Annotated in this window: 19 protein-coding genes; 1 reads left to right on the plus strand and 18 read right to left on the minus strand. The window is 71.0% G+C overall.

The features are described 5' to 3' along the window. Window positions 1-281: 281 nt before the first annotated feature. The 18 genes from obgE to ACWF79_RS32695 all read right to left on the minus strand — a co-directional run bounded on the left by obgE (window position 282) and on the right by ACWF79_RS32695 (window position 25,625). The gene (gene obgE, locus ACWF79_RS32610; protein ID WP_453731799.1) at window positions 282-1,721 is read right to left on the minus strand and encodes a GTPase ObgE; all 1,440 of its coding nucleotides are present in this window, start codon (window positions 1,719-1,721) and stop codon (window positions 282-284) included. 115 nt (window positions 1,722-1,836) lie between these two features. Then, window positions 1,837-2,091 (minus strand): 50S ribosomal protein L27, encoded by a 255-nt coding sequence (gene rpmA / locus ACWF79_RS32615; protein ID WP_073914109.1) that lies wholly within the window; start codon window positions 2,089-2,091, stop codon window positions 1,837-1,839. Between the two features lie 14 nt (window positions 2,092-2,105). Continuing rightward, window positions 2,106-2,426 carry a 50S ribosomal protein L21 gene (gene rplU / locus ACWF79_RS32620; RefSeq protein ID WP_015033583.1) on the minus strand — a complete coding sequence of 107 codons (321 nt, stop codon included), beginning with the start codon at window positions 2,424-2,426 and terminating at the stop codon, window positions 2,106-2,108. A gap of 272 nt (window positions 2,427-2,698) precedes the next feature. Further along, window positions 2,699-6,460 (minus strand): Rne/Rng family ribonuclease, encoded by a 3,762-nt coding sequence (locus ACWF79_RS32625; protein WP_453731800.1) that lies wholly within the window; start codon window positions 6,458-6,460, stop codon window positions 2,699-2,701. Window positions 6,461-6,694: 234 nt separating this feature from the next. Next, the gene (locus ACWF79_RS32630; RefSeq protein ID WP_453731801.1) at window positions 6,695-7,486 is read right to left on the minus strand and encodes a TIGR03936 family radical SAM-associated protein; all 792 of its coding nucleotides are present in this window, start codon (window positions 7,484-7,486) and stop codon (window positions 6,695-6,697) included. A gap of 125 nt (window positions 7,487-7,611) precedes the next feature. After that, window positions 7,612-8,841 carry a hypothetical protein gene (locus tag ACWF79_RS32635; RefSeq protein WP_453731802.1) on the minus strand — a complete coding sequence of 410 codons (1,230 nt, stop codon included), beginning with the start codon at window positions 8,839-8,841 and terminating at the stop codon, window positions 7,612-7,614. Between the two features lie 70 nt (window positions 8,842-8,911). Then, complete coding sequence (locus tag ACWF79_RS32640; protein ID WP_453731803.1) at window positions 8,912-10,840, minus strand: TIGR03960 family B12-binding radical SAM protein; 1,929 nt, start codon at window positions 10,838-10,840, stop codon at window positions 8,912-8,914. Between the two features lie 50 nt (window positions 10,841-10,890). Then, a complete protein-coding gene (locus ACWF79_RS32645) occupies window positions 10,891-12,408 on the minus strand; it encodes a CYTH and CHAD domain-containing protein (RefSeq protein ID WP_453731804.1) in 1,518 nt (505 codons plus the stop codon). A gap of 53 nt (window positions 12,409-12,461) precedes the next feature. Further along, window positions 12,462-13,658, minus strand: a complete 1,197-nt coding sequence (gene rodA / locus ACWF79_RS32650) for a rod shape-determining protein RodA (protein ID WP_453731805.1) — start codon at window positions 13,656-13,658, stop codon at window positions 12,462-12,464. Between the two features lie 4 nt (window positions 13,659-13,662). Beyond that, window positions 13,663-15,852: a penicillin-binding protein 2 gene (mrdA, locus tag ACWF79_RS32655; protein ID WP_453731806.1), complete on the minus strand. Its 2,190-nt coding sequence runs from the start codon at window positions 15,850-15,852 to the stop codon at window positions 13,663-13,665. 19 nt (window positions 15,853-15,871) lie between these two features. Further along, on the minus strand, window positions 15,872-16,537 hold the full coding sequence (gene mreD, locus ACWF79_RS32660; RefSeq protein WP_453731807.1) for a rod shape-determining protein MreD: 666 nt from the start codon (window positions 16,535-16,537) through the stop codon (window positions 15,872-15,874). 3 nt (window positions 16,538-16,540) lie between these two features. After that, the gene (mreC, locus tag ACWF79_RS32665) at window positions 16,541-17,593 is read right to left on the minus strand and encodes a rod shape-determining protein MreC (protein WP_453731808.1); all 1,053 of its coding nucleotides are present in this window, start codon (window positions 17,591-17,593) and stop codon (window positions 16,541-16,543) included. Between the two features lie 121 nt (window positions 17,594-17,714). Beyond that, a complete protein-coding gene (locus ACWF79_RS32670; protein WP_017239313.1) occupies window positions 17,715-18,734 on the minus strand; it encodes a rod shape-determining protein in 1,020 nt (339 codons plus the stop codon). 314 nt (window positions 18,735-19,048) lie between these two features. Beyond that, window positions 19,049-19,462, minus strand: coding sequence for a nucleoside-diphosphate kinase (ndk, locus tag ACWF79_RS32675; protein ID WP_352187845.1), 414 nt, complete (start codon window positions 19,460-19,462; stop codon window positions 19,049-19,051). A 143-nt stretch (window positions 19,463-19,605) separates the two neighbouring features. After that, a complete protein-coding gene (locus ACWF79_RS32680; RefSeq protein ID WP_453731809.1) occupies window positions 19,606-19,965 on the minus strand; it encodes a DUF4233 domain-containing protein in 360 nt (119 codons plus the stop codon). A gap of 5 nt (window positions 19,966-19,970) precedes the next feature. After that, entirely contained in the window at window positions 19,971-21,515 is a 1,545-nt protein-coding gene (gene folC, locus ACWF79_RS32685) for a bifunctional tetrahydrofolate synthase/dihydrofolate synthase (protein WP_453731810.1), read from the minus strand. 141 nt (window positions 21,516-21,656) lie between these two features. After that, window positions 21,657-22,844: a sensor histidine kinase gene (locus ACWF79_RS32690; protein ID WP_453731811.1), complete on the minus strand. Its 1,188-nt coding sequence runs from the start codon at window positions 22,842-22,844 to the stop codon at window positions 21,657-21,659. 159 nt (window positions 22,845-23,003) lie between these two features. Then, window positions 23,004-25,625 carry a valine--tRNA ligase gene (locus ACWF79_RS32695; RefSeq protein ID WP_453731812.1) on the minus strand — a complete coding sequence of 874 codons (2,622 nt, stop codon included), beginning with the start codon at window positions 25,623-25,625 and terminating at the stop codon, window positions 23,004-23,006. Window positions 25,626-25,763: 138 nt separating this feature from the next. Between ACWF79_RS32695 and ACWF79_RS32700 the strand changes: the two genes are divergently transcribed. After that, window positions 25,764-26,714, plus strand: coding sequence for a hypothetical protein (locus ACWF79_RS32700; protein ID WP_453731813.1), 951 nt, complete (start codon window positions 25,764-25,766; stop codon window positions 26,712-26,714). Window positions 26,715-26,761 lie beyond the last annotated feature (47 nt).

Below are 26,761 nucleotides of genomic sequence, written 5' to 3' on the forward strand. Positions count from 1 at the left end.
TGTGTTTGTTGTTGTTTTTGATTTTTTTAATCGACACCGCACCCGCCCCAGGACCCCGGGGGGGGGCGGCGCGCCCCCCCCCCCCCCCGCTCCCCGGCCCTCATGGGGCCTGAAGGTTGCCTGGAACGGGTTGAACTCGTCGTACCCCGCTGCGCGTCGTCCCGCTCCGCCTCCCGGACCCATCCCCATGGCCGCCCTCGCGCGGATCGGCCCCAGGGGGCCTCACCGGCTTCGGCCGTCTGCGCCGGGCTCCGCCCGTCGACCCGGCGCGGCGCCCCCGGCTAGAACGGGTTGAACTCGTCGTACTCCCGCTGCGCGTCGTCCCGCTCCGCCTCCCGGTCGCGGCGGCGCTGGGCGGCCGGACGCGGGGCTTCGAGGCGGTGGTCCTCGCCGCGGCGGCCGAGCATCTCGGCGCCGGCCATCATCGAGGGCTCCCAGTCGAAGACGACCGCGTTGTCCTCGGAGCCGATGGCGACGCCGTCGCCCGCGCGGGCGCCCGCCTTCATCAGCGCGTCCTCGACGCCCAGGCGGTTGAGGCGGTCGGCCAGGTAGCCGACGGCCTCGTCGTTGTTGAAGTCGGTCTGGCGGACCCAGCGCTCCGGCTTCTCGCCGCGCACCCGGTAGACGTCCTCGGCCTCGTCGTACGTGACGGTGAAGCCGGTCTCGTCGACCGCCTTCGGGCGGATGACGATCCGGGTCGACTCCTCCTTGGGCTTGGCCGCGCGCGCCTTGGCGACGATGTCGGCCAGCGCGAAGGAGAGCTCCTTCAGACCCGTACGGGCCACGGCGGAGGCCTCGAAGACCTGGTAGCCGCGCGCCTCCAGGTCCGGGCGGATCATGTCCGCCAGGTCCTGGCCGTCGGGGATGTCGATCTTGTTGAGGACGACGATACGGGGGCGGTCCTCAAGGCCGCCGTACTGCCGCAGCTCCTCCTCGATGACGTCGAGGTCGGTCACGGGGTCGCGGTCCGACTCCAGCGTCGCCGTGTCCAGGACGTGCACCAGGACCGAGCAGCGCTCGACGTGGCGCAGGAACTCCAGGCCCAGGCCACGGCCCTGGCTGGCGCCCGGGATCAGGCCCGGCACGTCGGCGATCGTGTAAACCGTCGAACCGGCCGTGACGACGCCCAGGTTCGGGACGAGCGTGGTGAACGGGTAGTCCGCGATCTTCGGCTTGGCGGCCGACAGGACGGAGATGAGCGAGGACTTGCCGGCGCTCGGGTAGCCGACGAGGGCCACGTCGGCGACGGTCTTCAGCTCCAGGACGATGTCCCGCGCCTCGCCCGGCTCACCGAGCAGCGCGAAGCCGGGGGCCTTGCGCCGGGCGGAGGAGAGCGCCGCGTTGCCGAGGCCGCCGCGGCCGCCCTGGCCGGCGACGAAGGTGGTGCCCTGGCCGACCATGTCGGCGAGGACGTTGCCCTGCTTGTCGAGGACGACGGTGCCGTCGGGCACGGTCAGGACGAGGTCCTGGCCGTCCTTGCCGGAGCGGTTGTCGCCGGCACCGGGCTGACCGTTGGTCGCCTTGCGGTGCGGGGAGTGGTGGTATTCGAGGAGCGTGGTGATCGCCTGGTCGACGACCAGGATCACATCGCCGCCACGGCCGCCGTTGCCGCCGTCCGGCCCGCCGAGGGGCTTGAATTTCTCCCGGTGAACGGAGGCGCAGCCGTGGCCTCCGTTACCCGCGGCGACATGCAGCTCGACGCGGTCCACGAAGGTGGTCATGGTTGTGCCTCCAATTACAAGGGGTACTACGAGGTGGAATGTCTATCTAGTAACACGCGAAAGGCGGACCCGCTTCCCTGCCGGGAAGTGAGGTCCGCCTCCGCAAAAGAACCGATCAGGCGACCGGAACGATGTTCACGACCTTGCGGCCACGGTGGGTGCCGAACTGCACCGAACCGGCCTGCAGGGCGAACAGCGTGTCGTCGCCGCCACGGCCGACGCCCGAGCCCGGGTGGAAGTGGGTGCCGCGCTGGCGGATCAGGATCTCACCGGCGCTGACGACCTGACCGCCGAAGCGCTTCACGCCGAGCCGCTGAGCATTGGAATCGCGACCGTTCCGGGTGGACGATGCGCCCTTCTTGTGTGCCATCTCTCCTCAGTCCCTTACTTCGCAGCCGCGGGGATGCCGGTGACCTTGATCGCCGTGTACTGCTGGCGGTGGCCCTGGCGACGGCGGTAACCGGTCTTGTTCTTGTAGCGAAGGATGTCGATCTTCGCGCCCTTGTGGTGGTCCACGACCTCGGCCGTGACCTTGATACCGGCCAGCACCCACGGGTCGCTGGTCACGGCGTCGCCGTCGACAACGAGCAGCGTAGAGAGCTCTACGGTGTCGCCAACCTTGGCAGTGGAAATCTTGTCAACCTCAACGATGTCGCCGACAGCAACCTTGTGCTGGCGACCACCGCTGCGCACGATGGCGTACACGCGGATCTCTCTCTCACTCGGGAACGGACCCCTGATGCCAGCCGCTCACACGGGCCGGGGCCCGCGGTGATCCGGAAGTGGACGAGCGGCCTCTCCCGGCAGACCGGGAGGAGGGTGCTCAGGGGTTTGGCGGGTCATACGACACGCCGACGGTCAAGGTTACGGGCCGGTGCCACAGGGGGTCAAATTCGGGTGACTCCCCCGCTGCCTGGTACGGCCGGGCCGGGGCCGGTGGGGCCGTCCCTAGTGGACCGCCCCCCCCCACGACCGGGTCAGTCCTGCGCCGGAGCCGCCGTCTTCTTGGTGGCGGCCTTCTTGGCGGTCGTCTTCTTCGCCGCGGTCTTCTTGGCCGTCGCCGTCTTCTTGGTGGCGGCCTTCTTCGCGGTGGCCTTCTTCGCCGTCTTGCGGGCGGCCGTCTTCTTGGCCGGGGCGGTCGCCTCGGCCTCGGACTCGGCGTCCACAGGAGCCTCGGGAGCCGGGGCGGCCACCGGGGTCTCGACCACCAGGACGGCGGCCTCCTCGGCGCCCGACGGGGAACCGGCGGGGGCGGTCACCTTGCGGACGACCCGGCGACGGGCCCTCGGCGGGGCGGCCACGGGGGCCTCCTCGACGGCCGGCGCGGGGGCCGGCTCGGGCTCGGGCGCGGTCTCCACGACCGGCTCGGGGGCGACCACCGGCTCGACGACGGTCTCGATCACCGTCTCCGGCGAACCGGCCGGGGCCGTCGCCTTACGGGTGGCACGGCGGCGGGCACGGGGAGCCGGGGCGGCCTCCTCGACCACCGGGGCCTGAACGACGGGCTCCGGCTCGACCACGGCCTCGGGCTCCTCCACGACCACCGGAGCGGGCGTCGAGGCAGCCGGCGGACCGGCCGGCGCGGAGACCTTGCGGGTCGCCCGACGGCGACCACGACCACGCGTGGCGGCGGCCTCGGCCTCGGCGGCGCTGCTGTACAGCTCCTCGTCGACGCGGAAGGGCTCCTCCACGGCGACCGGCGCGGCGATCTCCGCGGCCACCTCGGCCTCGGTCTCGACCGTCTCGGCCTCCGTGTCCACGGCCTCGACATGCTCGTGCTCGGGGTGCTCGGCACCGCCACGACGCTTCTTCGCGCGCTTGCCGCCACCGCCGCCGCCGGGGGCGGTCGGCTGCTCCATGTGCACGATGACGCCACGGCCGTTGCAGTGGACGCAGGTCTCGGAGAAGGACTCCAGGAGGCCCTGCCCGACCCGCTTACGGGTCATCTGGACCAGGCCGAGCGAGGTGACCTCGGCCACCTGGTGCTTGGTCCGGTCCCGGCCCAGGCACTCCAGGAGGCGGCGCAGCACCAGGTCGCGGTTGGACTCCAGGACCATGTCGATGAAGTCGATGACGACGATGCCGCCCAGGTCGCGCAGGCGCAGCTGGCGGACGATCTCCTCGGCCGCCTCGAGGTTGTTCCTCGTCACGGTCTCTTCGAGGTTGCCGCCCTGACCGGTGAACTTGCCGGTGTTGACGTCGACGACGATCATCGCCTCGGTCTTGTCGATCACCAGCGAGCCACCGCTCGGCAGCCAGACCTTGCGGTCCAGCGCCTTCATCAGCTGCTCGTCGATCCGGTACGTCGCGAAGACGTCAACCTCGCTCGTCCACTTGGACAGGCGGTCGGTGAGGTCCGGGGCGACGTGGTTCACGTACCCGTGGATGGTCTCCCAGGCGTCGTCGCCGCTGACGATGACCTTCGAGAAGTCCTCGTTGAAGATGTCGCGGACGACACGGACGGTCATGTCCGGCTCGCCGTAGAGAAGGGTCGGGGCGTTGCCGCTCTTCGCCTTCTTCTGGATGTCCTCCCACTGCGCCTGGAGCCGCTCGACGTCACGGCGCAGCTCGTCCTCGCTCGCGCCCTCGGCGGCGGTGCGCACGATGACGCCCGCGTCCTCGGGGACGATCTTCTTGAGGATGGTCTTCAGGCGCGCGCGCTCGGTGTCCGGGAGCTTGCGGCTGATGCCGGTCATCGAGCCCTCGGGGACGTACACGAGGTAACGGCCCGGCAGGGAGACCTGGCTGGTCAGACGGGCGCCCTTGTGACCGATCGGGTCCTTCGTCACCTGGACGAGGACCGACTGGCCGGACTTGAGGGCGGTCTCGATGCGGCGCGGCCCGTTGGCCATGCCGAGCGCCTCGAAGTTGACCTCACCGGCGTACAGGACGGCGTTGCGGCCCTTGCCGATGTCGACGAAGGCGGCCTCCATGGACGGCAGCACGTTCTGGACCTTGCCCAGGTAGACGTTGCCGACGTACGAGGTGGCCTGCTCCTTGTTGACGTAGTGCTCGACGAGCACGTTGTCTTCCATCACGCCGATCTGGGTGCGCTCGCCGTTCTGGCGGACGACCATGACGCGCTCGACGGCCTCACGGCGGGCCAGGAACTCGGCCTCGGTGATGATCGGGACGCGGCGGCGGCCCTGCTCGCGGCCCTCGCGACGGCGCTGCTTCTTCGCCTCCAGGCGGGTCGAGCCCTTGATGGACTGGACCTCGTCGGACGGCTCGGCCTTCTCGCGGGCCGGGCGGGGCTCGCGGACCTTGACGACCGTACGGACGCCGTCCTCCTCGCCCGCCTCGGTCTCGCCTCCGGCGTCACCGCTGCGGCGGCGACGGCGGCGACGGCGGCGGGAGCTGCTGCTGCCGCCGGACGGGCCGCCCTCGTACTCGTCGGACTCGGCCTCCTCCTCGGACTCCTCGTCCTCGGCACGGGCCTCCTCCGCCTCGTCGCTCTCCTCGGCCTCCTCGGCCTCGGCGAGCTCACCGCGGCGACGGCGACGGCCACCACGGCGGCGGCGACGGGACGGGCGGTCGCCGTACTCGTCGGCCTCCTCGGCCTCCGCCTCGGGCTCCTCGGCCTCGACCTCGGGCTCGTCTGCGACGGTGGCGGGCACCGGCTCGACGGCCACGGGCTCGGGGGCGGGCTCGCCACGACGGCGGCGGCGACGGCGGCCGGCGGGCTCGGGACGCTCGACGGTCTCGACGGCGGCGACGGTCTCCTCGGCCTCGACCGTCTCCTCCTCTTCCTCCTCCGGCTCCACGACGCCGGCGGCAGCGGCGGCGGCAGCGGTCTCCGGGGTCTGGAACATCGGCTCGGTGAAGACCGGGGCCTGGAAGACGGCGACGGCGGGGCGCGCGGCACGGCGGCCGCGGGGCTCCTCCTCCGCCTCGCGGGCAGAAATGCGCGCGGCTTCAGCCGCTCCAGTGGAGCCGGTGCTCGCACCGGAGGGCTCGGAGGTGAACTGCGGGGAGGTGGCGCGGCGGCGGGTACGGCCCCGGGTGGCGGCCTTCTCGGCGGCGACGACCTCCGGCTCGGCCTCTTCGGCGGTGATCTGCTCGACGGTCTCGCGCGGCAAGCTCTCGCCGCCGGCGGGGGTGGCCTCGGGCGAGGTGGCCTTACGGGTGGCACGGCGACGGGTGCGCGCCGGGGCGGCGGACTCCTCGGCGGGAGCCTGCTCCGCCACGGCGGCGGTCTCGACGACCGGCTCGGGCGCGGCGACCGGCTCGGCTGCGGCGACCGGCTCGGGGGAGGTGGCCTTGCGGGTGGCACGGCGACGGGTGCGCGCCGGGGCGGCGGGCTCCTCGGCGGGGGCCTCCTCGACCACGGCGGCGGTCTCGACGACCGCGGGCGCCTCGGCGGTCTCGACGACCGGCTCGGGCGTCGTGGCCTTACGGGTGGCACGGCGACGCGTACGGGCAGGGGCGGCGGGCTCCTCGGCGGGAGCCTCCTCCACCGCGGCGGCCTCGACCGTCTCCGCCACCGGCTCGGGCGCGGTGGCCTTACGGGTGGCGCGGCGACGCGGGCGAGCGGGAGCGGCAGGCTCCTCCGCGGGCTCCGGCGCGGCGGCCGGGGTGGTGGCGGGCGCCTCCACGACGACCTCGGCCACGGTGTCGGTGACCTCCGCCGCGACCGGCGGACCGGCGGGGCGGGAAGCGGCGCGGCGCCTGCGGCGCGGCGGCAGCTTGTCACCAGGTGCGTTGTTGTTCTCGGTGCTTTCTTCGTGCTGCTCGAGCATGCGGGCGGTTCTCCCGTCACGCCCCCGGGCGCCGCGCCTTGGTCCGGTCCGGCGGCACGATCGCGCACGATGCGCGGTGCCGCCGTCCGGGGCGCGGGCGCCGCACGGGAGCTGATGTCTGGCTCGCCGGTTCCGTACGCGTTGTGCGTACGGCCTGGCGAAAGTCTCCTGGTCAGTGCGCTGCCCGACCCAGGTGGCTCCCGAGTGCCAGGGCGGCGCTACGACGACCGCTCCCTACGCGGAACCGGTACCCGGCGCCGTCGCTGAGGCGGTCGCGGCGGCCGTGGGTGGAGCGGCCGTGACTGTCTCGCGGTCGGGCGCGAGCGGGTCGGTCACCGTGCCGGACTCCTCGTCGAAGAGCCCCTGCGCCAGCCTGGTCACCGCTGCGGGGACCGGCGGCGCCAGGTCGGCCACAGCTCGGAGACCGGACAGGACGTCGTCGGGTCGCACGGCAGGTGTCACGTGCCGAACAACCAGCCGCAGTATCGCACAGGCATTGTCCAGGGGCCTATCAGCCGGGGGACGTGCCTGTGGACGGTCCGCGACGAGGTCGGCGACGGCGGAGCGGGCGTCGAAGGTACGGATGCCGTTCTTCGTCTTGCGCTGTACTTCCACGGTCTCGGCCGCGAGGAAGGCCTCGACGGCCTTCTCCGCGTCCTCGGGGGTGACGCCGTCGAGCCGGAGCTCCCACACGGAGGCGGTGAGCCGGTCGGCGAGTCCCGAGGTACGGGCCTCGACGGCGTCGGTGATGTCGAGGCCGGCGGGGAGCGACTCGTCGAGCAGGACCCGCAGAGTCTCCGGGTCCCGTGTCTCGGTGAGGGCGATCTCCAGGTACTCGGCCTCGGAGCCCGTACCCGTGGGGGCGGCGTTGGCGTACGACACCTTGGGGTGCGGGGTGAAGCCGGCCGAGTACGCCATGGGCACCTCGGCGCGGCGCAGCGCGCGCTCGAAGGCGCGCTGGAAGTCACGGTGGCTGGTGAACCGGAGGCGGCCGCGCTTGGTGTAGCGCAGTCGGATGCGCTGCACCGCCGGTGCGGGCGGCGGGCCTTCGGGCTGTCGCTTGCCCAGTGGTTCTTCTCCTCGGTGCGGGGCGGGCACGGGTGCCGCGCCGCCCTCGAACAGACAGGTGGCCTCTGGGGGGCCCGCCCGGCTCACCCCCGCTTTCGCAGGGAGATCTCGGGTGTGGGCGCCGCGTCGGAGGCGGTTGTTGTACTACCCAGAGTACGCGTAGAGGCCACCACCGGTTCCCCAGGCTCCGTCGTCCGGGGTGCGCCGACGAGCGCGCGCCACGCGTCGCGGCGGGCCTGCCGCACGGTCGCGCGCGCCGAGGCGAGGGCCTCCCGTGCGACCCGGCGGGCTCCGACGGCCGCTTTCCGGGCCGGCGCCCAGACCTGGTCGCGGACCCAGTGGCCGACGGGGACGCAGACGCTCCGGTACGCCCATACGGTGGGCCTGCCGACCAGGTTCCAGGCGATCCACTTGAGGGCGCGCCCGACGGCCCGCGAGATGTACCCGGCGACGCGCCAGCAGACCCGGAGCGCGTCGAGGATCTCGCGTCCGACGGGCACGAGGACGCGCCGCCACACCCATCCGAGGGGCAGGACGACGCCGTACCGAACACCGGGCACGACGACGTATCGCCACAGCCCGACCCACGGCCACACGAACACCGCCGTCCCGATCCCCCGAAGCACCCACCACACCCCGCGGGCCGACCACACCAGCCCCCGCCAGAGCCCGGTGACCGACCACACCAGACCTCGCCAGAGCCCGCTGAACGCCCAGACCACACCGTGGCCGAGGGGCGTGAGTACCTGGCGGTACAGCCATACGGCCGGCATCGCGATCCCGTACCGGGCCACCGGGACGACGCCGTACCGCCACAGCCCGACGAGGAGGAGGGCGACGCCCGCGCCGAGCGGGGTGAGGAGCCACCGGTACACCCAGACGGCGGGAACACCGATCCCGTACCGCGCGGCCGGCACGACCACGTACCGCCACAGCCCCACCCACGGCCACACGAACACCGCCATCCCCACCCAGCGCGCGGCCACGACCAGCCCGTGGCCCAAGGGGGTGAGGACGTGGTGGTAGAGCCAGATGGACGGGACCGCGAGGCCGTGGTGGAGGGCCGGCGACACCGCATGGCGCCACAGCCAGACCCACGGGTGGACGAGGAGGGCCCTGGCCAGCCAGGCCAGTGCGCGGCCCGTGGGGCGCAGGACCGTCCGGTCGAGGGCGCGGGCGCTGACCACCAGGACGTCCCAGACCATCCGGACGGGGACGACGATCACCAGGACCACGATCCTGACCGGGATCCTGATCGCCGCCGTCAGGCAGCCCTCCGGCTCCGGCCGGGGCCCCGCTTTCTCCATGCTCATGCCGGGAATGACGCGACGGCCCGGCGGAGGGTTTCCCCTCGCGCCGGGCCGTCGCCGGAGTGTTATGCGGCTACTTGACGACCGTCAGCGGCAGCAGCTTCTTGCCCGTGGGGCCGATCTGGATGTGCGTGTCCATCTGCGGGCAGACGCCACAGTCGAAGCACGGCGTCCAGCGGCAGTCCTCGACCTCGGTCTCGTCCAGGGCGTCCTGCCAGTCCTCCCAAAGCCAGTCCTTGTCCAGGCCGGAGTCCAGGTGGTCCCAGGGCAGGACCTCCTCGTAGGTGCGCTCGCGCGTGGTGTACCAGTCGACGTCGACGCCCATGGCCGGCAGCGTCTTGTCCGCGCAGCTCATCCAGCGGTCGTACGAGAAGTGCTCACGCCAGCCGTCGAAGCGGCCACCGTCCTCGTACACCGCGCGGATGACGGCGCCGATCCGGCGGTCGCCGCGCGAGAGCAGGCCCTCGACGATGCCGGGCTTGCCGTCGTGGTAGCGGAAGCCGATCGAGCGGCCGTACTTCTTGTCGCCGCGGATCTTGTCCCGGAGCTTCTCCAGGCGCGCGTCCGTCTCCTCCGCCGAAAGCTGTGGCGCCCACTGGAACGGCGTGTGCGGCTTGGGGACGAAGCCGCCGATGGAGACCGTGCAGCGGATGTCGTTCTGTCCGGAGACCTCGCGGCCCTTGGCGATGACGTTGACCGCCATGTCACCGATCTGGAGGACGTCCTCGTCGGTCTCGGTGGGCAGGCCGCACATGAAGTACAGCTTCACCTGGCGCCAGCCGTTGCCGTAGGCCGTCGCGACCGTACGGATCAGGTCCTCCTCCGAGACCATCTTGTTGATGACCTTGCGCATGCGCTCGGAGCCGCCCTCGGGGGCGAAGGTGAGGCCGGAACGGCGGCCGTTGCGGGTCAGCTCGTTGGCGAGGTCGACGTTGAAGGCGTCCACGCGGGTCGACGGCAGCGACAGGCCGATCTTGTCGTCCGTGTAGCGGTCGGCAAGGCCCTTCGCGATGTCACCGATCTCGGAGTGGTCCGCGGAGGAGAGCGAGAGGAGGCCGACCTCCTCGAAGCCCGTCGCCTTGAGACCCTTCTCGACCATCTCGCCGATGCCGGTGATGCTTCGCTCCCGCACGGGGCGCGTGATCATGCCGGCCTGGCAGAAACGGCAGCCGCGGGTGCAGCCGCGGAAGATCTCGACGGACATCCGCTCGTGGACCGTCTCGGCGAGCGGGACCAGCGGCTGCTTGGGGTACGGCCACTCGTCGAGGTCCATGACCGTGTGCTTCGAGACGCGCCACGGGACACCCGAGCGGTTCGGGACCACGCGGGCGATCCGGCCGTCGGGCAGGTACTCGACGTCGTAGAAGCCCGGGATGTAGACCGAGCCGGTCTTGGCCAGGCGGAGGAGGACCTCCTCGCGGCCGCCGGGGCGACCCTCGGCCTTCCACCGGCGGATGATCTCGGTCATGTCGAGGACGGCCTGCTCGCCGTCGCCGATGATCGCCGCGTCGATGAAGTCCGCGATCGGCTCGGGGTTGAAGGCGGCGTGGCCGCCGGCGAGCACGATCGGGTGGTCGACGGTGCGGTCCTTGGACTCCAGCGGGATGCCCGCGAGGTCCAGGGCCGTGAGCATGTTGGTGTAGCCCAGCTCGGTGGAGAAGCTCAGGCCGAAGACATCGAACGCGCCGACCGGGCGGTGGCTGTCGACGGTGAACTGCGGGACGCCGTGCTCCCGCATGAGCTCTTCGAGGTCCGGCCACACGCTGTACGTGCGCTCGGCCAGGACGCCCTCGCGCTCGTTCAGTACCTCGTAGAGGATCATGACGCCCTGGTTGGGCAGACCGACCTCGTAGGCGTCCGGGTACATCAGCGCCCAGCGGACGTCGGCGGACTCCCACGGCTTGACCGTGGAGTTCAGCTCTCCACCGACGTACTGGATCGGCTTCTGCACGTGCGGGAGCAGGGCTTCGAGCTGCGGGAAGACAGACTCGGCAGCAGACATCTCGAACCTTCGTGAGCTGGCAGGGGGCGACTCTCAAGCGTACCCGGTGCTCACGACGTCAACGGCGCCCTCAATTCCGGGTCCGCCGCCTTGGCCCAGGCCTCGGGGAACTCGCGCTCGCGGTCCGCGCCCGCCGCCTCCTCCTGGCCGTGGAGAAGTCCCCAGGTGAAGGCGGACTCCCCGGCCGCGTGGGCCTGGATGCCGAGGTCCCGCAGGGCCTCGCGGGCGACGACGCTGTCCTGGTGGTCGCCGAGGAGCGACTGGACGGCCTTCACCTTCTTGCCGAAGCGCTTGGCGGGCTTGCCGAGGCTCGGCCTGGCGGCCTCGGCGGCGTAGCGCGCGCGCTTGGCGGCCTTGCGGGCCTCGTGCATGGCGACGTCGCGGTCGTGCCCGGGGCGCAGGGCGAGGGCGTGGTCGACGCGGGTGGCGAGGCGGTCGTAGTCCTTGAGGACGGCGCGGGCGAGGACGGTCTCCGGGGCGCCGTGGGCGGCCTTGCGGAGCGGCGGGTCGGCGAGCAGCACCTCAAGGGCGTCGAGGAGGGCGAGGTGGCGGTCGGAGTCGAGGGCGGCGAGCGCCCTGCGGCGGGCGTCCTCGGCCCTGGCCGTGTCCCAGATCCGCAGGCGGCTCCGGACGGGGCCGAGGAGGAGGGTGTCGGGGATCGCGTCGACGCGGGCGAGCAGGCGTGCGTGGAGGACCTCCTGGTCGCGGGCGTGCCCGAGTTCACCGGCGAGCCACTTGAGCTCGGCGCCGAGCGGGTCGGTGACGGTGCGGTCGAGGACCTTGCGGTAGCTCTTGAAGGCGCTGCGCAGGCGCCGGCAGGCGACGCGCATCTGGTGCACGGAGTCGGGCAGCTCGCGCCGGACGGCGGGGTCGAGGGCGACGATCGCCTCGATCTGCTTCCGTACGTACGCGAGGACGCGTCCACCGGCGGTGCCCTCCCCCGGTGCCCCGTCGGCCGCCCCGGCGGCCGGGTCCCCCGTCTCCTCCAAGGCCCTCGCCACCTTCGACGAGGCCGTCGACAGGCGGATGCCCGCCTTCTTCAGGCGCTTTTCGACCGCGTCGAGGATCTCGGGGTCCGCCTCGTCGGCGACCTCGACCTCGATCTCCGTCCAGGAGGTCTCCGGCCCCTTGGGGAGGCGTTCGGCGTGGACGGTGTCCACGGAGACCTCCGCCAGCAGAGCGCCCTGCTCGTCCACCAGGTGCCGGACGGCGCGGGAGGAGCGGAGGCGGACGACGGGGACGACGGACTCGTCGCGGGTCCGGGAGCGGATCAGGGCCGCCAGGGACGTCGGGAGGGTCTTCGAGAGCGGGGCCCTGATCTCGTCCCGTACGCCCACCGCCACCGGGAACTTGAGGTGCCAGCCCTCGTCCCCGCCGCCCGTGCGGCGGCGCAGGGTCACCGAGTCCGCGGCCAGCCGCAGGGCCGGTGTGTCGTAGTAGACCGCGTCCAGTTCGGCGACGCCTCTGTCCTCCACCGAGGCGACGCCGTCCGCCCGCGTCAGGTCCGGCAACTCCGTCCGGGTCGTGGCTTCGTACTTCCGCTCGATCTCGCGCTTGGTCTCCGCCATGAATCGAATCTAGACGGGAAGCGAACGGAAGGGGAGTCCGCCTCGGTCGCGCCTCAGGCCGTCATCGGCCGCTGCACCCTGATGGACTGGAGGAGTCCGATCGCCACCCACACCGCGAACATCGACGAACCGCCGTACGAGACGAACGGCAGCGGCAGGCCCGCCACCGGCATGATGCCGAGCGCCATGCCGATGTTCTCGAAGGACTGGAAGGCGAACCAGGCGATGATGCCGGCCGCGACGATCGTGCCGTAGAGCTCGGTGGTCTCGCGGGCGATCCGGCAGGCACGCCAGAGGATCACGCCGAGCAGCACGATGATCAGCCCGCCGCCGAGGAAGCCGAGCTCCTCGCCCGCGACGCTGAAGATGAAGTCGGTCTGCTGTTCGGGCACGAACTGGCCGCTGGTCTGGTGGCCGTTGAAGAGCCCCGCGCCGTACAGGCCTCCGGAGCCGATCGCGATACGCGCCTGGTTGGTGTTGTAGCCGACGCCCGCCGGGTCGAGCTCGGGGTTGGCGAAGGCGGCGAAGCGGTTGATCTGGTACTCGTCGAGCAGCCCGAGCGCGGCGACCAGGACGGCGCCGGCGACTCCGGTGCCGATGAGGCCGAGGACCCAGCGGTTGGAGGCTCCGGAGGCGAGCAGCACACCGAGCACGATGACGGCCATGACCATCACCGAGCCGAGGTCCGGCATCAGCATGACGATGGCCATCGGCAGCGCGGCGAGGAGCAACGACTTGGCGACGGTCCGGTGGTCGGGGTGCACCAGGTCACCGGCGTCGACCTTGGCCGCGAGCAGCACGGCCATGCCCAGGATGATCGTGATCTTCACGAACTCGCTGGGCTGGAGCGAGAGGCCGCCGATCACGAGCCAGGCGTGCGCGCCGTTGATGGTGGCGCCGAGCGGCGTGAGGACGGCGAGGATCAGCAGGATCGAGATGCCGTAGAGGACCGGCACCGCGCCGCGCAGCGTGCGGTGGCCGAGCCAGACCGTACCGATCATCAGGGCGACCCCGATGCCGGTGTTGAGCGAGTGCCGGAAGAGGAACGCGTACGGATCACCGGCGTTCAGCTCGGTGCGGTTGCGGGTGGCGGACCAGACGAGCAGCGCGCCGACGAAGGACAGGGCGAGCGAGGAGAGCAGGATCGGCCAGTCGAGCCGGCGCACCACCGAGTCGCGGGCGGTGAGCTTCGCGAGTGGGCCGCGCTCGGGGGCGTACCGGGAGACGGAGAAGCCGTGAGGTGCGGTCATCGGTTCAGTCCCTCTGCCAGGCGGGCGGGCCCGCGAGCGGCTGCTGACCCTGCTTGTCCTTCGACGGGTCGACCAGCTGCGACTTCGGGTCGTACGCCTTGACGTCCGGGGCGTCGATGGTGCCGTCGGGCTGGACCTTCGGCAGCGTCGACTGCGGCTTGGGCAGCAGGGCGCGCTTGAGGTCCTGGTTGCCGGCGTCGTCGAGGCCGTAGAGGGCGTCGTAGATGTTGCGCACGGCCGGGCCGGAGGCGCCGGAGCCCGTACCACCCTGGGAGATCGTCATGACGATGGTGAACTCGTCGGTGTACGTGGCGAACCAGGAGGTGGTCTGCTTGCCGTAGACCTGGGCGGTACCCGTCTTGGCCCGCATCGGGATCTTGTCCTGCGGCCAGCCGCCGAACCGCCAGGCGGCGGTTCCACCGGGCTCGACGACCGAGCGCAGCCCCTTGTCGAGGTCCCGGATCGTCTGGGCGTCGACCGGCAGCCTGCCGTGGGCCTGGGGCTTGATCTCCTTGATGCTCTTGCCGTCGGGGCTGATCACGGCCTTGCCGATGGTGGGGTTGTTGAGGGTGCCGCCGTTGCTGATGGCGGCGTAGGCGGTGGCGAGCTGGATGGGGGTGATGAGCACGTCGCCCTGGCCGATGGCGAAGTTGATGCTGTCGTAGGCCTTCAGCTGGTTGCCTTCGAGGCAGCTCTCGTAGGCGATCTGCTCGACGTACGTGCCGCCCTTCTTGCCCTGCTTGCACCAGGAGTCCTTGTTGGCCTCCCAGAAGCTCTGCTTCCACTGGCGGTCGGGGATGCGGCCCTTGACCTCGTTGGGGACGTCGATGCCGGTCTCGGAGCCGAATCCGAAGTCGCGGGCGGTCCGGTAGAACCAGTCCTTGGCGTCCTTCTTCGGCTTGAGGCCGCCGTCACGCGACCACTCCTGGTGGCCGAGGCGGTAGAAGACGGTGTTGCAGGAGAACTTGAGTGCGTCGCCGAGGGTGATGGGGCCGTGGCCCTGGGACTCGAAGTTCGCGAAGCTCCGGTTGCCCATGCTGTAGGAGCTGCTGCAGAGGTACTTGTCGTTGAAGTCGTGGCCGCCGCGCACGGCGGCGCTGGCCGACACCACCTTGAAGACGGAGCCGGCGGGTGCCTGGCCCTGGATGGCCCGGTTGAGCAGCGGGTAGTTGGAGTCCTTGCTGGTGAGCTGCGCGTAGTCCTTGCCGGAGATGCCGCCGACCCAGGCGTTGGGGTCGTAGTCGGGCTGGGACGCCATCGCGACGACCCGGCCGGTCTTGGACTCCATGACGACGACGGCACCGGCGTCCGCCTCGTACCTCCGGCCGGTGATCTTGTCCGTCTCGCCGCGGACGGTCTTCATCGCCTGGTGGAGCTCGTACTCGGCGACGGACTGGACCCGGGCGTCGATGCTGGTGACGAGGGTGGAGCCGGGGATGCCCGGCTCGGCCTCGGTCTGGCCCATGACCCGGCCGACCTTGTCGACCTCGTAGGACGTGACGCCCGCCTTGCCGCGCAGCTCCTTGTCGTAGGTGCGTTCGAGCCCGGAGCGGCCGACCTGGTCGGAGCGAAGGTGCGGCGAGTCGGTGTCCTTCGCCTTCTGGATCTCCTCGTCGGTGACCGGCGAGAGGTAGCCGAGCACCTGCGCGGTACGGGCCTTGCCGGGCGCCGTGTAGCGGCGTACGGCGGTGAGTTCGGCGGTGATGCCGGGGAAGTCCTCGGTGCTCTCCCGGATCCGCAGCGCCTGCTGCGTGGTGGCCTCGTCGGTGATCGGGATCGGCTGGTAGGGGGAACCGTTCCAGCAGGGCTTCGGGGTCTGGGAGTCGCAGAGCCGGACCTTGTCCATGACGTCCTTGGGCTTCATGCCCAGGACGCCCGCGAGGCGGGTGAGGACGGCCTTGCCGTCGTCCTTCATCTTCATCAGGTCCGTGCGGGAGGCGGAGACCACGAGCCGGGTCTCGTTGTCGGCGAGCGGGACGCCCCGCGCGTCGAGGATGGAGCCGCGGACGGCGGGCTGGACGACCCGCTGGACGTGGTTGCTCTTCGCCTCCTCGGTGTACTCCTTGCCGTTGCGGATCTGGAGGTACCAGAGGCGCCCGCCGAGGGTGAGGAGGAGGGAGAAGACAAGGATCTGGATGATGATCAGCCGGGTCTGGACCCTGGGGGTCCGCCCCGTCTCCGGGATGTTGCTCATGCTGCCGTTGCCCCCTCGGTCACAGTCGCTTGACTCCCTTGATGCGTCCGGCGCGTGACGCTCTCGAACGGGCGGCCTTGACCCGCAGGCCGCCGCGCTGGGTGCCGATCTGCAGGCCGGTGCCCGAGCTGAGCCAGCCGGAGGCGACGTCCGTTCCGCCGGAGGTGTCGGCCGCGAGCGGGTCGTTCTCCGCGCGCCGGGCCAGCGCCATGATCAGGGGCACGGTGAAGGGCGCGAGCAGGAGGTCGTAGACGGCCGCGGTGAACAGCAGGAAGCCCAGGCCGACATGGCGGGCGGCGGTGTCGCCGACGAGGGCGCCGACCCCCGCGTACAGCAGGGTGGAGCCGATCGACGCGGCGACGACGACGGCCATCGGGCCGCTGGCGGACTTGAGCCTGCCGTTGTCCGGGCGGGCGAGACCGGCGAGGTAGCCGATGACGCAGAGGACCAGGGCGTAGCGCCCGGCGGCGTGGTCGGCGGGCGGGGCGAGGTCGGCGAGGAGGCCGGCCCCGAAGCCGATGAGGGAGCCGCTGAGGGGGCCGTACACGAGGGCGAGGCCGAGGACGGTCAGCAGGACGAGGTCGGGTACGGCGCCGGGAAGCTGGAGGCGCGCGAGGACGGAGACCTGGATGACCAGGGCGACGACGACGAGCGCGGTGGAGAGCAGGATCCGGTTGAACTTCATGACTCAGTCCCCCTGCTCGTTCTCGGGCTTCTGCCCCTGCTGCGGCTCTTGTCCGGTCTGCGGCCGGCCCGGCTGCTGCCCCGGCAGCTCCCCCTGCGCCTGGCCCTGCTGCTCCCCTTGTACCTGGCCCTGCGGCTGCTCGCCGTCCGCCGGCGGCGGAGGCGTGACCGTGACGGTGACGGTCGGCGCGGGCTTCGGCTTGGGCGGCAGGACCATGTCGCGGGGGTTGGTGCGCGGGGCCTGGACGACGACGCCGACGATGTCGAGCTTGGAGAAGCTGACGTACGGGCGGACGTAGACGTTGCGCGTGAGGCCGCCGCCCAGCGGGTCGATGCGGACGATCTCGCCGACCGGGACGCCGGGAACGAAGGGCTTGTCGGCCTGCGAGCCGAAGGTGACGAGCCGGTCGCCGTTCTTCACCTTCGCCTTGCCGTTGAGGAGCTGGACGAGGAGCGGTCCGTTGCCCTGGCCGGTGGCGAAGCCGAGTTCGTCCGACTTCTCCATGCGGGTGCCGACGGTGAAGTCGGGGTCGCTGGCGAGGAGCACGGTCGCGGTGGACGGCCCGACGGTGGTGACGCGGCCGACGAGACCGGAGCCGTTCAGGACGGTCATGTCCCGCGCGATGCCGTCGTTGGCGCCCGCGTCGATGGTGACGGTCCAGGAGAAGCCCTGGGCCGCTCCTATGGCGATGACCTCCGCGCCCTTGATGCCGTACTGCCCTGCGCCGGCGGTCTTGAGCAGGGTGTCGAGCTCGCGGAGGCGGCTGCGGTTGCGGTCGTCGCTGCCGAGCTTGGCCTTGAGGGCGGCGTTCTCGCGCTCCAGGGCCGCGAGGCGGTCGTGCCGCTCGCCGGAGTCGCGTACGGCCCCTATGGCGTTGCCGATGGGATCGACCGCCGCCGCGACGCCGTTCTCGACCGGTCCGAAGACCGCGGCGGCTGCCTGCCGGGCGCCGTCGACCGGTGACTCCTCGCCGCCGCGGATGTCCACCGTGATCAGCGCGAACGCGATGGCGATCAGCAGCACCAGGAGCAGCCGGCTCTCTCGTGTGTCCCTCACGTGCGGCGGCCGTGCCTTTCCTCTGGGGTTCGGTGCGGTTTGTGTCGTTATATCAACGATCGGCTGTACGGGGGTTCTTGCCACCCGTACAGCCGATCGCGAGCCAAAAGCTGCGCACTTGTTATCGGCGGGGCTGGGCGTCCAGGACCTGCTGGAGGGCTTCGAACTCCTCCACGCACTTGCCCGATCCGAGCGCCACCGAGTCCAGCGGGTCCTCGGCGATGTGGATCGGCATCCCGGTCTCGCGGCGCAGCCGCTCGTCCAGGCCGCGCAGGAGAGCGCCCCCACCCGTGAGAACGATGCCGCGGTCCATCACGTCACCGGAGAGCTCGGGCGGGCACTTGTCGAGCGTCGTCTTCACGGCGTCGACGATGGCGTTGACCGGCTCCTCGATGGCCTTGCGGACCTCGGCGGCCGAGATGACCACGGTCTTGGGCAGACCCGAGACGAGGTCACGGCCGCGGATCTCGGTGTGCTCGTCCTTGTCGAGGTCGTAGGCCGAGCCGATGGTGATCTTGATCTGCTCGGCGGTGCGCTCACCGAGGAGGAGCGAGTACTCCTTCTTGATGTGCTGGATGATCGCGTTGTCGAGCTCGTCGCCGGCCACCCGGATGGACTGTGCCGTGACGATTCCGCCGAGCGAGATGACGGCGACCTCGGTGGTGCCGCCGCCGATGTCGACGACCATGTTGCCCGTGGCCTCGTGGACCGGCAGACCCGAGCCGATGGCCGCGGCCATGGGCTCCTCGATGATGTGTACCTGGCGGGCGCCGGCCTGGGTCGAGGCCTCGATGACCGCGCGGCGCTCCACTCCGGTGATGCCGGAGGGCACGCAGACGACGACCCGGGGACGGGCCAGGTAGCGGCGCTTGTGGATCTTGAGGATGAAGTAGCGGAGCATCCGCTCCGTGATCTCGAAGTCGGCGATGACACCGTCCTTCAGTGGCCGGACGGCGACGATGTTGCCGGGTGTCCGGCCGATCATCTTCTTCGCCTCGGCGCCGACCGCCAGGATGCCGCCGGTGTTGGTGTTGATCGCGACGACGGACGGCTCGTTCAGAACGATGCCTCGACCCCTGACGTACACCAGCGTGTTGGCGGTCCCGAGGTCGACAGCCATGTCACGGCCGATGAACGACATTGAGTTCCCCTTGTTTCCCATGAGGATGCGTCGGGCCTTCCCAATCGGAGCGTTGACGGCTTCTCAGGTAGGCGAGGTGGTGGGTGTTCAGGTGCTACGGCGTGGAGTTTTCCATCGTAGTGCCGCCCACACGGATACCGCGCGGTGGTCCACCTCTGTACAGGTGACGACAGGACGGTGCGATGCGTTCCCGCTCGGCGCGTTCATATGCCCGGGGGCGACCGAAATTCCTTCGGTCGCCCCAGGTTCGTTGCGGAGGATGGCTGACATCGGGTCAGAAAGGGTGGTTGAGGACAGACCCGTTCAGCCCTGGCTCACGCCAGGCCGGGGAAGAAAATCTTCATTTCCCGAATGGCGGACTCCTCGGAGTCCGAGGCGTGGATCAGGTTCTCGCGGACGATGGTGCCGAAGTCGCCACGGATGGAGCCGGGGGCGGCGGCGATCGGGTCGGTCGGGCCGGCGAGGGTCCGCAGGCCCTCGATGACGCGCTCGCCCTCGACGACCAGGGCGACGACGGGGCCGGACTGCATGAAGCCCATCAGCGGCTCGTAGAAGGGCTTGCCCTTGTGCTCGCCGTAGTGCTGCTCCAGCGTCTCCTGGCTCAGCTCGCGCAGTTCGAGCGCGGAGATGGTCCAGCCGGCCTTCCGCTCGATGCGACCGATGATCTCGCCGATCAGGCCACGGCGGACGGCGTCGGGCTTGAGCAGGACGAGCGTGCGCTGGCTCACGGTGGGGACTCCTTCAAATCCGGTGTGCGGGACTCAGAGGCTACAGGGCCGGAACCGCCGCCGATTACGCAGCGTCAAGCCCTCCCCAGTCGGGCTTCCCGACCGGGCTCCGGTCGGGCGCCGGTCGGGCCCCCCGGGGCGCCTCAGCCCGCCTCCGGCTCCGGCTGCGCCTCCGCCTGGGCGGCCCAGCGCGCCTTCACCGCGTCGATCTTCGCGCCGTAGTGGCACGAGGCCCACCACAGGCCGGCGAAGGCCGCGCCGAGGAAGAACATCACCGGGACGACGAAACCGCTCGCGATCAGGGCGATCTGCAGCGCCCAGCCGAGCTGGACGCCGCCCGGCCGGGTGATCATCCCGCAGAGCAGCACCGACAGCAGCATCGCGACGCCGCAGACCCACCAGACCGTGGACATCGACAGGCTGTCGTCCTTCATGGCGACGAGCCCGGCGAAGCCGATCACGAAGAACTCGCCGATCAGCGTCGAGGCACAGAGCGTACGCATCGGATTCAGCGCCTTCCCAGCAGCAGCCGGGCGTCGCCGACCGTGAAGATCGAACCGGTCACGAGCACGCCCGCGCCGCTGTACTCGCCCTCTTCCTCCGCGAGGGTGATGGCGGTCTCGATCGCGTCGTCCAGACGCGGCTCGACGACCACCCGGTCCTCGCCGAAGACCTCCACGGCGATCGCCGCGAGCGCGTCGACGTCCGTGGCGCGCGGGTTGGAGTTCGCCGTGACCACGACCTCGGCGAAGATCGGCTCGAACGCTTCGAGCAGGCCCTTGGCGTCCTTGTCGGCGCTGGTGGAGACGACACCGACGAGCCGGGAGAAGCCGAACGACTCGCTGATGCCCTCGGCCGTGGCCCGCGCGCCGTGCGGGTTGTGCGCGGCGTCCAGGATGACCGTCGGGGACTTGCGGACGACCTCCAGGCGACCCGGGGAGGCCACCGAGGCGAAGGCCCGCCGGATGGTGTCGACGTCCAGGGTGCGCGCGTGCTCCGCGCCGATCCCGAAGAAGGCCTCGACCGCCGCGAGGGCGACCGCCGCGTTGTGCGCCTGGTGCGCGCCGTGCAGCGGCAGGAAGACCTCTTCGTACTCACCGCCGAGCCCGCGCAGGGTGAGCAGCTGGCCGCCGACGGCGACCTCGCGGGAGACGATGCCGAACTCCATGCCCTCGCGGGCCACCGTCGCGTCGACCTCGACGGCCTTCTTCAGCATGACCTGCGCCGCGTCCACCGGCTGCTGGGCGAGGACGACCGTCGCGCCCTGCTTGATGATCCCGGCCTTCTCGACCGCGATCGCACCGGGCGTGTCGCCGAGCCGGTCGGTGTGGTCCAGGTCGATCGGGGTGACGACGGCGACCTGGGCGTCGATCACGTTCGTCGCGTCCCAGGTGCCACCCATGCCGACCTCGACGACCGCCACGTCCACCGGCGCGTCGGCGAAGGCCGCGTACGCCATGGCGGTGAGGACCTCGAAGAAGGAGAGCCGGTACTCCTCGCGGGCGTCGACCAGCTCCACGTACGGCTTGATGTCCTGGTAGGTCTCGATGAACCGCTCGGCGGAGATCGGCGCGCCGTCCAGGCTGATCCGCTCGGTGATCGTCTGCACGTGCGGCGAGGTGTACCGCCCGGTGCGCAGGTCGAACGCGGCGAGCAGCGCCTCGATCATCCGGGCCGTGGACGTCTTGCCGTTCGTCCCGGTGATGTGGATGGAGGGGTACGCGCGCTGGGGCTCGCCGAGGACGTCCATGAGCGTCGCGATGCGCGCCACCGAGGGGTCCAGCTTGGTCTCGCCCCAGCGGGTCGACAGCTCGGTCTCGACCTCACGGAGCGCCTTGTCCACCTCCGGGTCGGCGGGCCGGGCGGGCACGGGGTCGCCCTGGGGCGGACCGGACTGCGCGCGCAGCGTACGGCTGCCGGCCTCGATCACCGCCAGGTCGGGGTCTCTGTCGGTCTCGGAGGCGACGATGTCGTCGAACGGGTCGGACTCGCCGGAATGGTCGCGGGGCTCACTCACGGGCCCCAGTCTACGGAGGGGCACCGACAGGACCATGGACCCACCCCTTTCGGGACTTTCGGCCCACCGCTCACCGAAAGGGTCCGGGGACGGGCGCAGAGTGGGCGGTGAGGGCCAGGGAGGCTCAGGGGCCGGGCGGCCTGAGAGAGCTGGACGGGCCGGGCGGGCCGAGGGGGGCTACGCGGGCCGAGGGGCGTCGAAGCCGGTCGGGTCGTCGAAGCCCGTCGGGTCGTCGAAGCCCGTCGGGAGGAGGGCCGTCACCGTGTACGTACCGCCGTCCGGGCCGGCCGACAGGCTGCCGCCCATGCTGGTGACCCGCTCCCGCATGGAGAACAGGCCCGTGCCCGTCGATACCGGGGCGCGGTCGGGCGGGGTCGCGGGGAGCGGGTTGCGGACGTCGACGCGCAGGTCGCGGCCGGTCACCGAGATCGACACGGTCACCGACAGCCCTGGCGCGTGCTTGGCCGCGTTCGTCAGACACTCCTGGACGACGCGGTGGACGGCCGCCTGGCGCAGCGGGGAGAGCGCCTCGGCCTCGCCGGCGACCGAGAGGTCGACCGGGCTGCCCATCCGCCCGCTCTCCTCCGCGAGCGCGGCCAGCCCCGCGAGACCGGGCGTCGCCGCGCCGCCGTCGGCCCGCCGCACGATCGTCTCGTTCAGCATGTGGTGGGCCCGCCGCGCGGTGTCCGCGAGCTCCTCGAAGTCCTTCTGGTACGTCGCGCCCCGCGCCCGTACGGAGAGCACCTCGGCCCGTACGGCGAGCACGGTCAGCTCGCGCCCCACGAGGTCGTGGACGTCCCGCCCGACCGAGATCCGCTCCTCCTGGACCGCCTGCCGGGCCGCCGCCTCCGCGCGCTGGGACTCCAGGGCGCGCACGAGGTCCTGGCGGTACGCGGCGATGCCGACACCGGCCGCGAGCACGCCGATGGGCACGACGAGGCTGAGGAACTCGCTGACCGTCTCGCCGTGCCGGGCGGGCCAGCCGGGCGTCAGGTGGAGGGCGTAGGCCACGGCCACGTAGAGCACCGTCGCGACGACCGCGACCCTGCGCCCCCGGAACCGGCCGAGCGAGTACAGCGCGAACTGAATCATCGTCAGCTCGTGCAGCCAGCCCATCAGGGAGAGCGCGACCAGGTACGGCACCCAGGGGAGCCGTCGCCGCAGGACGAGCGTCGCCGCCCCGGCCGCCAGGACCAGGGAGGCGGTGGCGCCGGTCAGGGAGTTGTCCGCACGGGCCAGGCCCGGCACGTCCAGGGACATCAGCGCGAAGGCGCTCACCGCCGTGACGACGTCCAGGGCGCGCGGCGAACCCGCCCACCGGTCCACGCGGGCGCGCAGCGCGGGGAAGGTGGGCAGTCGGGACATGCCTTCCATCATCCAAGGTCCTTCGGCCTGGCCGGGCGGACTTTGGTCACAAGTGGTGTGATGTCAGGCACTCCGGACAAACAGTCCGGACCGGGCCAGGAAACGGCGAAGGGCCCGGAGCCTCTCGGCCTCGGACCCTCTCACCTCCGCTGATGCTTGCTACGCCTGCGGCAGCCGCTCCAGCTGCGCCTGGATGCGGGCGATGTCCTCGTCCGCCTTGGCGAGCCGGGTGCGGATCTTCTCCACGACGTTGTCCGGCGCCTTCGCGAGGAACGCCTCGTTGCCGAGCTTCCCGTTCGCCTGCGCCTTCTCCTTCTCGGCGGCGGCCAGGTCCTTCGCGAGCCGCTTGCGCTCGGCCGCCACGTCGATCGTGCCGGACAGGTCGAGCGCGACGGTGGCGCCGGCGACCGGCAGGGAGGCGGTGGCGGCGAAGCCCTCGCCCTCCGGCTGGAGGCGCAGCAGCTGACGGATGGCCGCCTCGTGCGGGGCGAGCGCGGTGCCGGCGAGGTCCAGGCGGGCCGGGACCTTCTGGCCGGGCTGCAGGCCCTGGTCCGAACGGAACCGACGGACCTCGGTGACGACCCGCTGGACCAGCTCGATCTCCTTCTCGGCGGCCTCGTCACGGAAGCCGGAGTCGGCGGGCCAGTCCGCGATGACGACGGACTCCTTGCCGGTGAGCGTGGTCCAGAGCGTCTCGGTGACGAACGGGACGACCGGGTGCAGCAGCCGCAGCATGACGTCCAGAACCTCGCCGAGAACCCGGCCGGAGACCTTCGCCTGCTCGCCACCGGCGAAGAACGTCGTCTTCGACAGCTCGACGTACCAGTCGAAGACCTCGTCCCACGCGAAGTGGTACAGCGCCTCCGACAGCTTCGAGAACTGGTAGTCGTCGTAGAGCGCGTCCACCTCGGCGACCGTCTTGTTGAGACGGGAGAGGATCCAGCGGTCCGTCGCCGTCATCTCGGACGGGTCCGGGAGGGGGCCCTCGACCGTCGCACCGTTCATCAGCGCGAAGCGGGTGGCGTTCCAGATCTTGTTGGCGAAGTTACGGGAGGCCTGGACCCAGTCCTCACCGATCGGGACGTCGACGCCCGGGTTGGCGCCGCGCGCGAGGGTGAAGCGGACGGCGTCGGAGCCGTACGTGTCCATCCAGTCCAGCGGGTTGACCGCGTTGCCGAAGGACTTCGACATCTTCTTGCCGAACTGGTCGCGGACCATGCCGTGCAGGGCGATGGTGTGGAACGGCGGGGTGCCGTCCATCGCGTACAGGCCGAACATCATCATCCGGGCGACCCAGAAGAAGAGGATGTCGTAGCCGGTGACCAGGACGGAGTTCGGATAGAACTTCGCGAGGCTCTCGGTCTGCTCCGGCCAGCCCATGGTGGAGAACGGCCACAGGCCGGAGGAGAACCAGGTGTCGAGGACGTCCGTGTCCTGGTGCCAGCCCTCGCCCGTCGGCGGCTGCTCGTCCGGTCCGACGCAGACGATCTCACCGTTGGGGCCGTACCAGACCGGGATGCGGTGGCCCCACCAGAGCTGCCGCGAGATGCACCAGTCGTGGAGGTTGTCGACCCAGTCGAAGTACCGCTTCTCCATCTCCTGCGGATGGATCTTGACCTTGCCGTCGCGGACGGCGTCACCGGCGGCCTTGGCCAGCGGGCCGACCTTGACCCACCACTGCATCGACAGGCGCGGCTCGATGGTGGTCTTGCAGCGCGAGCAGTGGCCGACGGAGTGGACGTACGGGCGCTTCTCGGCGACGATCCGGCCCTCGGCGCGCAGCGCGGCGACGATGGCGGAACGGGCCTCAAGGCGGTCCAGGCCCTGGAAGGGGCCGTGGGCGGTGATGACCGCGCGCTCGTCCATGACGGCGAGGTTCGGCAGGTCGTGGCGCTGGCCGATCTCGAAGTCGTTCGGGTCGTGCGCCGGCGTCACCTTGACGGCGCCGGTGCCGAACTCGGGGTCGACGTGCTCGTCGGCGACGACCGGGATGCGGCGGCCGGTCAGCGGCAGCTCGATCTCGGTGCCGACCAGGTGCTTGTACCGCTCGTCGTCCGGGTGGACGGCGACGGCCGTGTCACCGAGCATCGTCTCGGCGCGGGTGGTGGCGACGACGATGGACGCGTCCCCGTCGCCGTACCGGATGGAGACGAGCTCGCCGTCGTCGTCCTGGTACTCGACCTCGATGTCGGAGATGGCCGTCAGACAGCGCGGGCACCAGTTGATGATGCGCTCGGCGCGGTAGATCAGCTCGTCGTCGTAGAGCTTCTTGAAGATGGTCTGGACGGCCTGGGACAGGCCCTCGTCCATGGTGAAGCGCTCACGGGACCAGTCGACGCCGTCACCGAGGCGACGCATCTGTCCGCTGATCTGACCGCCGGACTCGGCCTTCCACTGCCAGACGCGCTCGACGAACGCCTCACGCCCCAGGTCGTGGCGGGACTTGCCCTCCTTGGCGAGCTCGCGCTCGACGACGTTCTGGGTGGCGATGCCGGCGTGGTCCATGCCGGGCTGCCACAGCGTCTCGTAGCCCTGCATCCGCTTGCGGCGGGTGAGGGCGTCGATCAGCGTGTGCTCGAAGGCGTGGCCCAGGTGCAGGGATCCGGTGACGTTCGGCGGCGGGATGACGATGGTGAACGGCGGCTTCTCGCTCTTCGCGTCCGCCTCGAAGTAACCGCGCTCTACCCAGCGCTCGTACAGCTTCCCCTCTACTTCGGCCGGCGCGTACTGGGTCGGCAGTTCGGGGTTGGCTGCTGGCTGCTGCTGAGTGTTCTCGGTCACGGGGTCAGTTTAGGGGTGCCACAGGGCTGTACCGAAACCCGATAGTTCCGTAACGGTGTGCCCCCCGCCGCCCAAGCGGGGCACGGCTTCCGACAGGATGTTCGCTACGCATAAACATCCTGTGAGGGGAACCTGTTCATGAGCTACAACCAGCCGGGCCCGTACGGCGGTCAGCCTCAGCAGCCCGGGCCGTACGGCCAGCCCGGTCCGTACGGTCAGCAGCCGGGCCCTTACGGCCAGCAGCCGCAGGCGCCGCAGCCCGGTTACGGCTACCCCCAGCAGGCGCCCCAGGGCGTACCGCCTCAGCAGCCTCCGTACGGCTACCCGCAGCAGCAGCCCCAGTACGGCGCCCCCCAGGGCCCCGGCGGCTACCCGCCGCCCCCGCCGGCCCCGAAGAAGTCCAAGACCGGCCTGATCGTCGGCGCCTCGGTGGTCGCGCTCGCACTGATCGCCGGTGGCGTGTGGTTCTTCACCCAGGGCGGCGGGAACGGTGCTGTGGCCAGCGACACCAAGGGCTACAAGGTGACGCCGGCCGCCTCGGTCGGCGAGTACAAGATGAAGGGCAGCGCCAAGCCCCTCCCGATGACCGACAAGCAGAAGGCGAACGCGACCGCCATGGGGGTCACGAACCCTCAGATGGTCCGCGCCGACTACAGCGCCGGGGACTCCTCCGACCCGCTGAAGTCCAAGAGCATGAACCTGAACGGGACATGGGGTGAGATCGCCGACCCGGAGAAGGCGATCGACGGCGGCTTCGCCAACTACTCGAAGAAGGAGGGCACGGCGCTCGACGAGGACGGCCTCAAGCTCGAGCCCGTCGGATCCCCCGAGGAGAAGACTCCCTCCGGCTTCGAGGGCGCGCTGATGAAGTGCCAGTACCTCAAGTTCTCGAACCCGAACGGTGACGGCTCGGTCGAGAAGGGGCCCAAGGAGTTCAAGATCCCCACCTGCATCTGGGCCGACTACAGCACGTACGGCGTGGTCAGCGTCATGGACACGGCCGGTGCCATGCTCGGCCAGTCGCCGACCCTCGACCAGGTCGCCGAGCTCACCGCCCAGCAGTACAAGGCGTCGCGCTCCAAGGTCTGATCTGCCGGACCGCACACACCAGGGGCGCCCGGCCGGTTGTCGTCAAC

This window comes from Streptomyces sp. NPDC054975 (assembly GCF_053609105.1).

What these genes read in the sequence shown, in the direction of transcription:
- ACWF79_RS32625 (WP_453731800.1), bottom strand. Translation starts at nt 6,460, where the DNA reads ATGCTCGAGCAGCACGAAGAAAGCACCGAGAACAACAACGCACCTGGT.
- ACWF79_RS32635 (WP_453731802.1), bottom strand. Translation starts at nt 8,841, where the DNA reads ATGAGCATGGAGAAAGCGGGGCCCCGGCCGGAGCCGGAGGGCTGCCTG.
- ACWF79_RS32645 (WP_453731804.1), bottom strand. Translation starts at nt 12,408, where the DNA reads ATGGCGGAGACCAAGCGCGAGATCGAGCGGAAGTACGAAGCCACGACC.
- ACWF79_RS32670 (WP_017239313.1), bottom strand. Translation starts at nt 18,734, where the DNA reads ATGTCGTTCATCGGCCGTGACATGGCTGTCGACCTCGGGACCGCCAAC.
- ACWF79_RS32640 (WP_453731803.1), bottom strand. Translation starts at nt 10,840, where the DNA reads ATGTCTGCTGCCGAGTCTGTCTTCCCGCAGCTCGAAGCCCTGCTCCCG.
- rpmA (WP_073914109.1), bottom strand. Translation starts at nt 2,091, where the DNA reads ATGGCACACAAGAAGGGCGCATCGTCCACCCGGAACGGTCGCGATTCC.
- ACWF79_RS32690 (WP_453731811.1), bottom strand. Translation starts at nt 22,844, where the DNA reads ATGTCCCGACTGCCCACCTTCCCCGCGCTGCGCGCCCGCGTGGACCGG.
- rodA (WP_453731805.1), bottom strand. Translation starts at nt 13,658, where the DNA reads ATGACCGCACCTCACGGCTTCTCCGTCTCCCGGTACGCCCCCGAGCGC.
- obgE (WP_453731799.1), bottom strand. Translation starts at nt 1,721, where the DNA reads ATGACCACCTTCGTGGACCGCGTCGAGCTGCATGTCGCCGCGGGTAAC.
- ACWF79_RS32680 (WP_453731809.1), bottom strand. Translation starts at nt 19,965, where the DNA reads ATGCGTACGCTCTGTGCCTCGACGCTGATCGGCGAGTTCTTCGTGATC.
- ACWF79_RS32700 (WP_453731813.1), top strand. Translation starts at nt 25,764, where the DNA reads ATGAGCTACAACCAGCCGGGCCCGTACGGCGGTCAGCCTCAGCAGCCC.
- mreD (WP_453731807.1), bottom strand. Translation starts at nt 16,537, where the DNA reads ATGAAGTTCAACCGGATCCTGCTCTCCACCGCGCTCGTCGTCGTCGCC.
- mrdA (WP_453731806.1), bottom strand. Translation starts at nt 15,852, where the DNA reads ATGAGCAACATCCCGGAGACGGGGCGGACCCCCAGGGTCCAGACCCGG.
- folC (WP_453731810.1), bottom strand. Translation starts at nt 21,515, where the DNA reads ATGGTCCTGTCGGTGCCCCTCCGTAGACTGGGGCCCGTGAGTGAGCCC.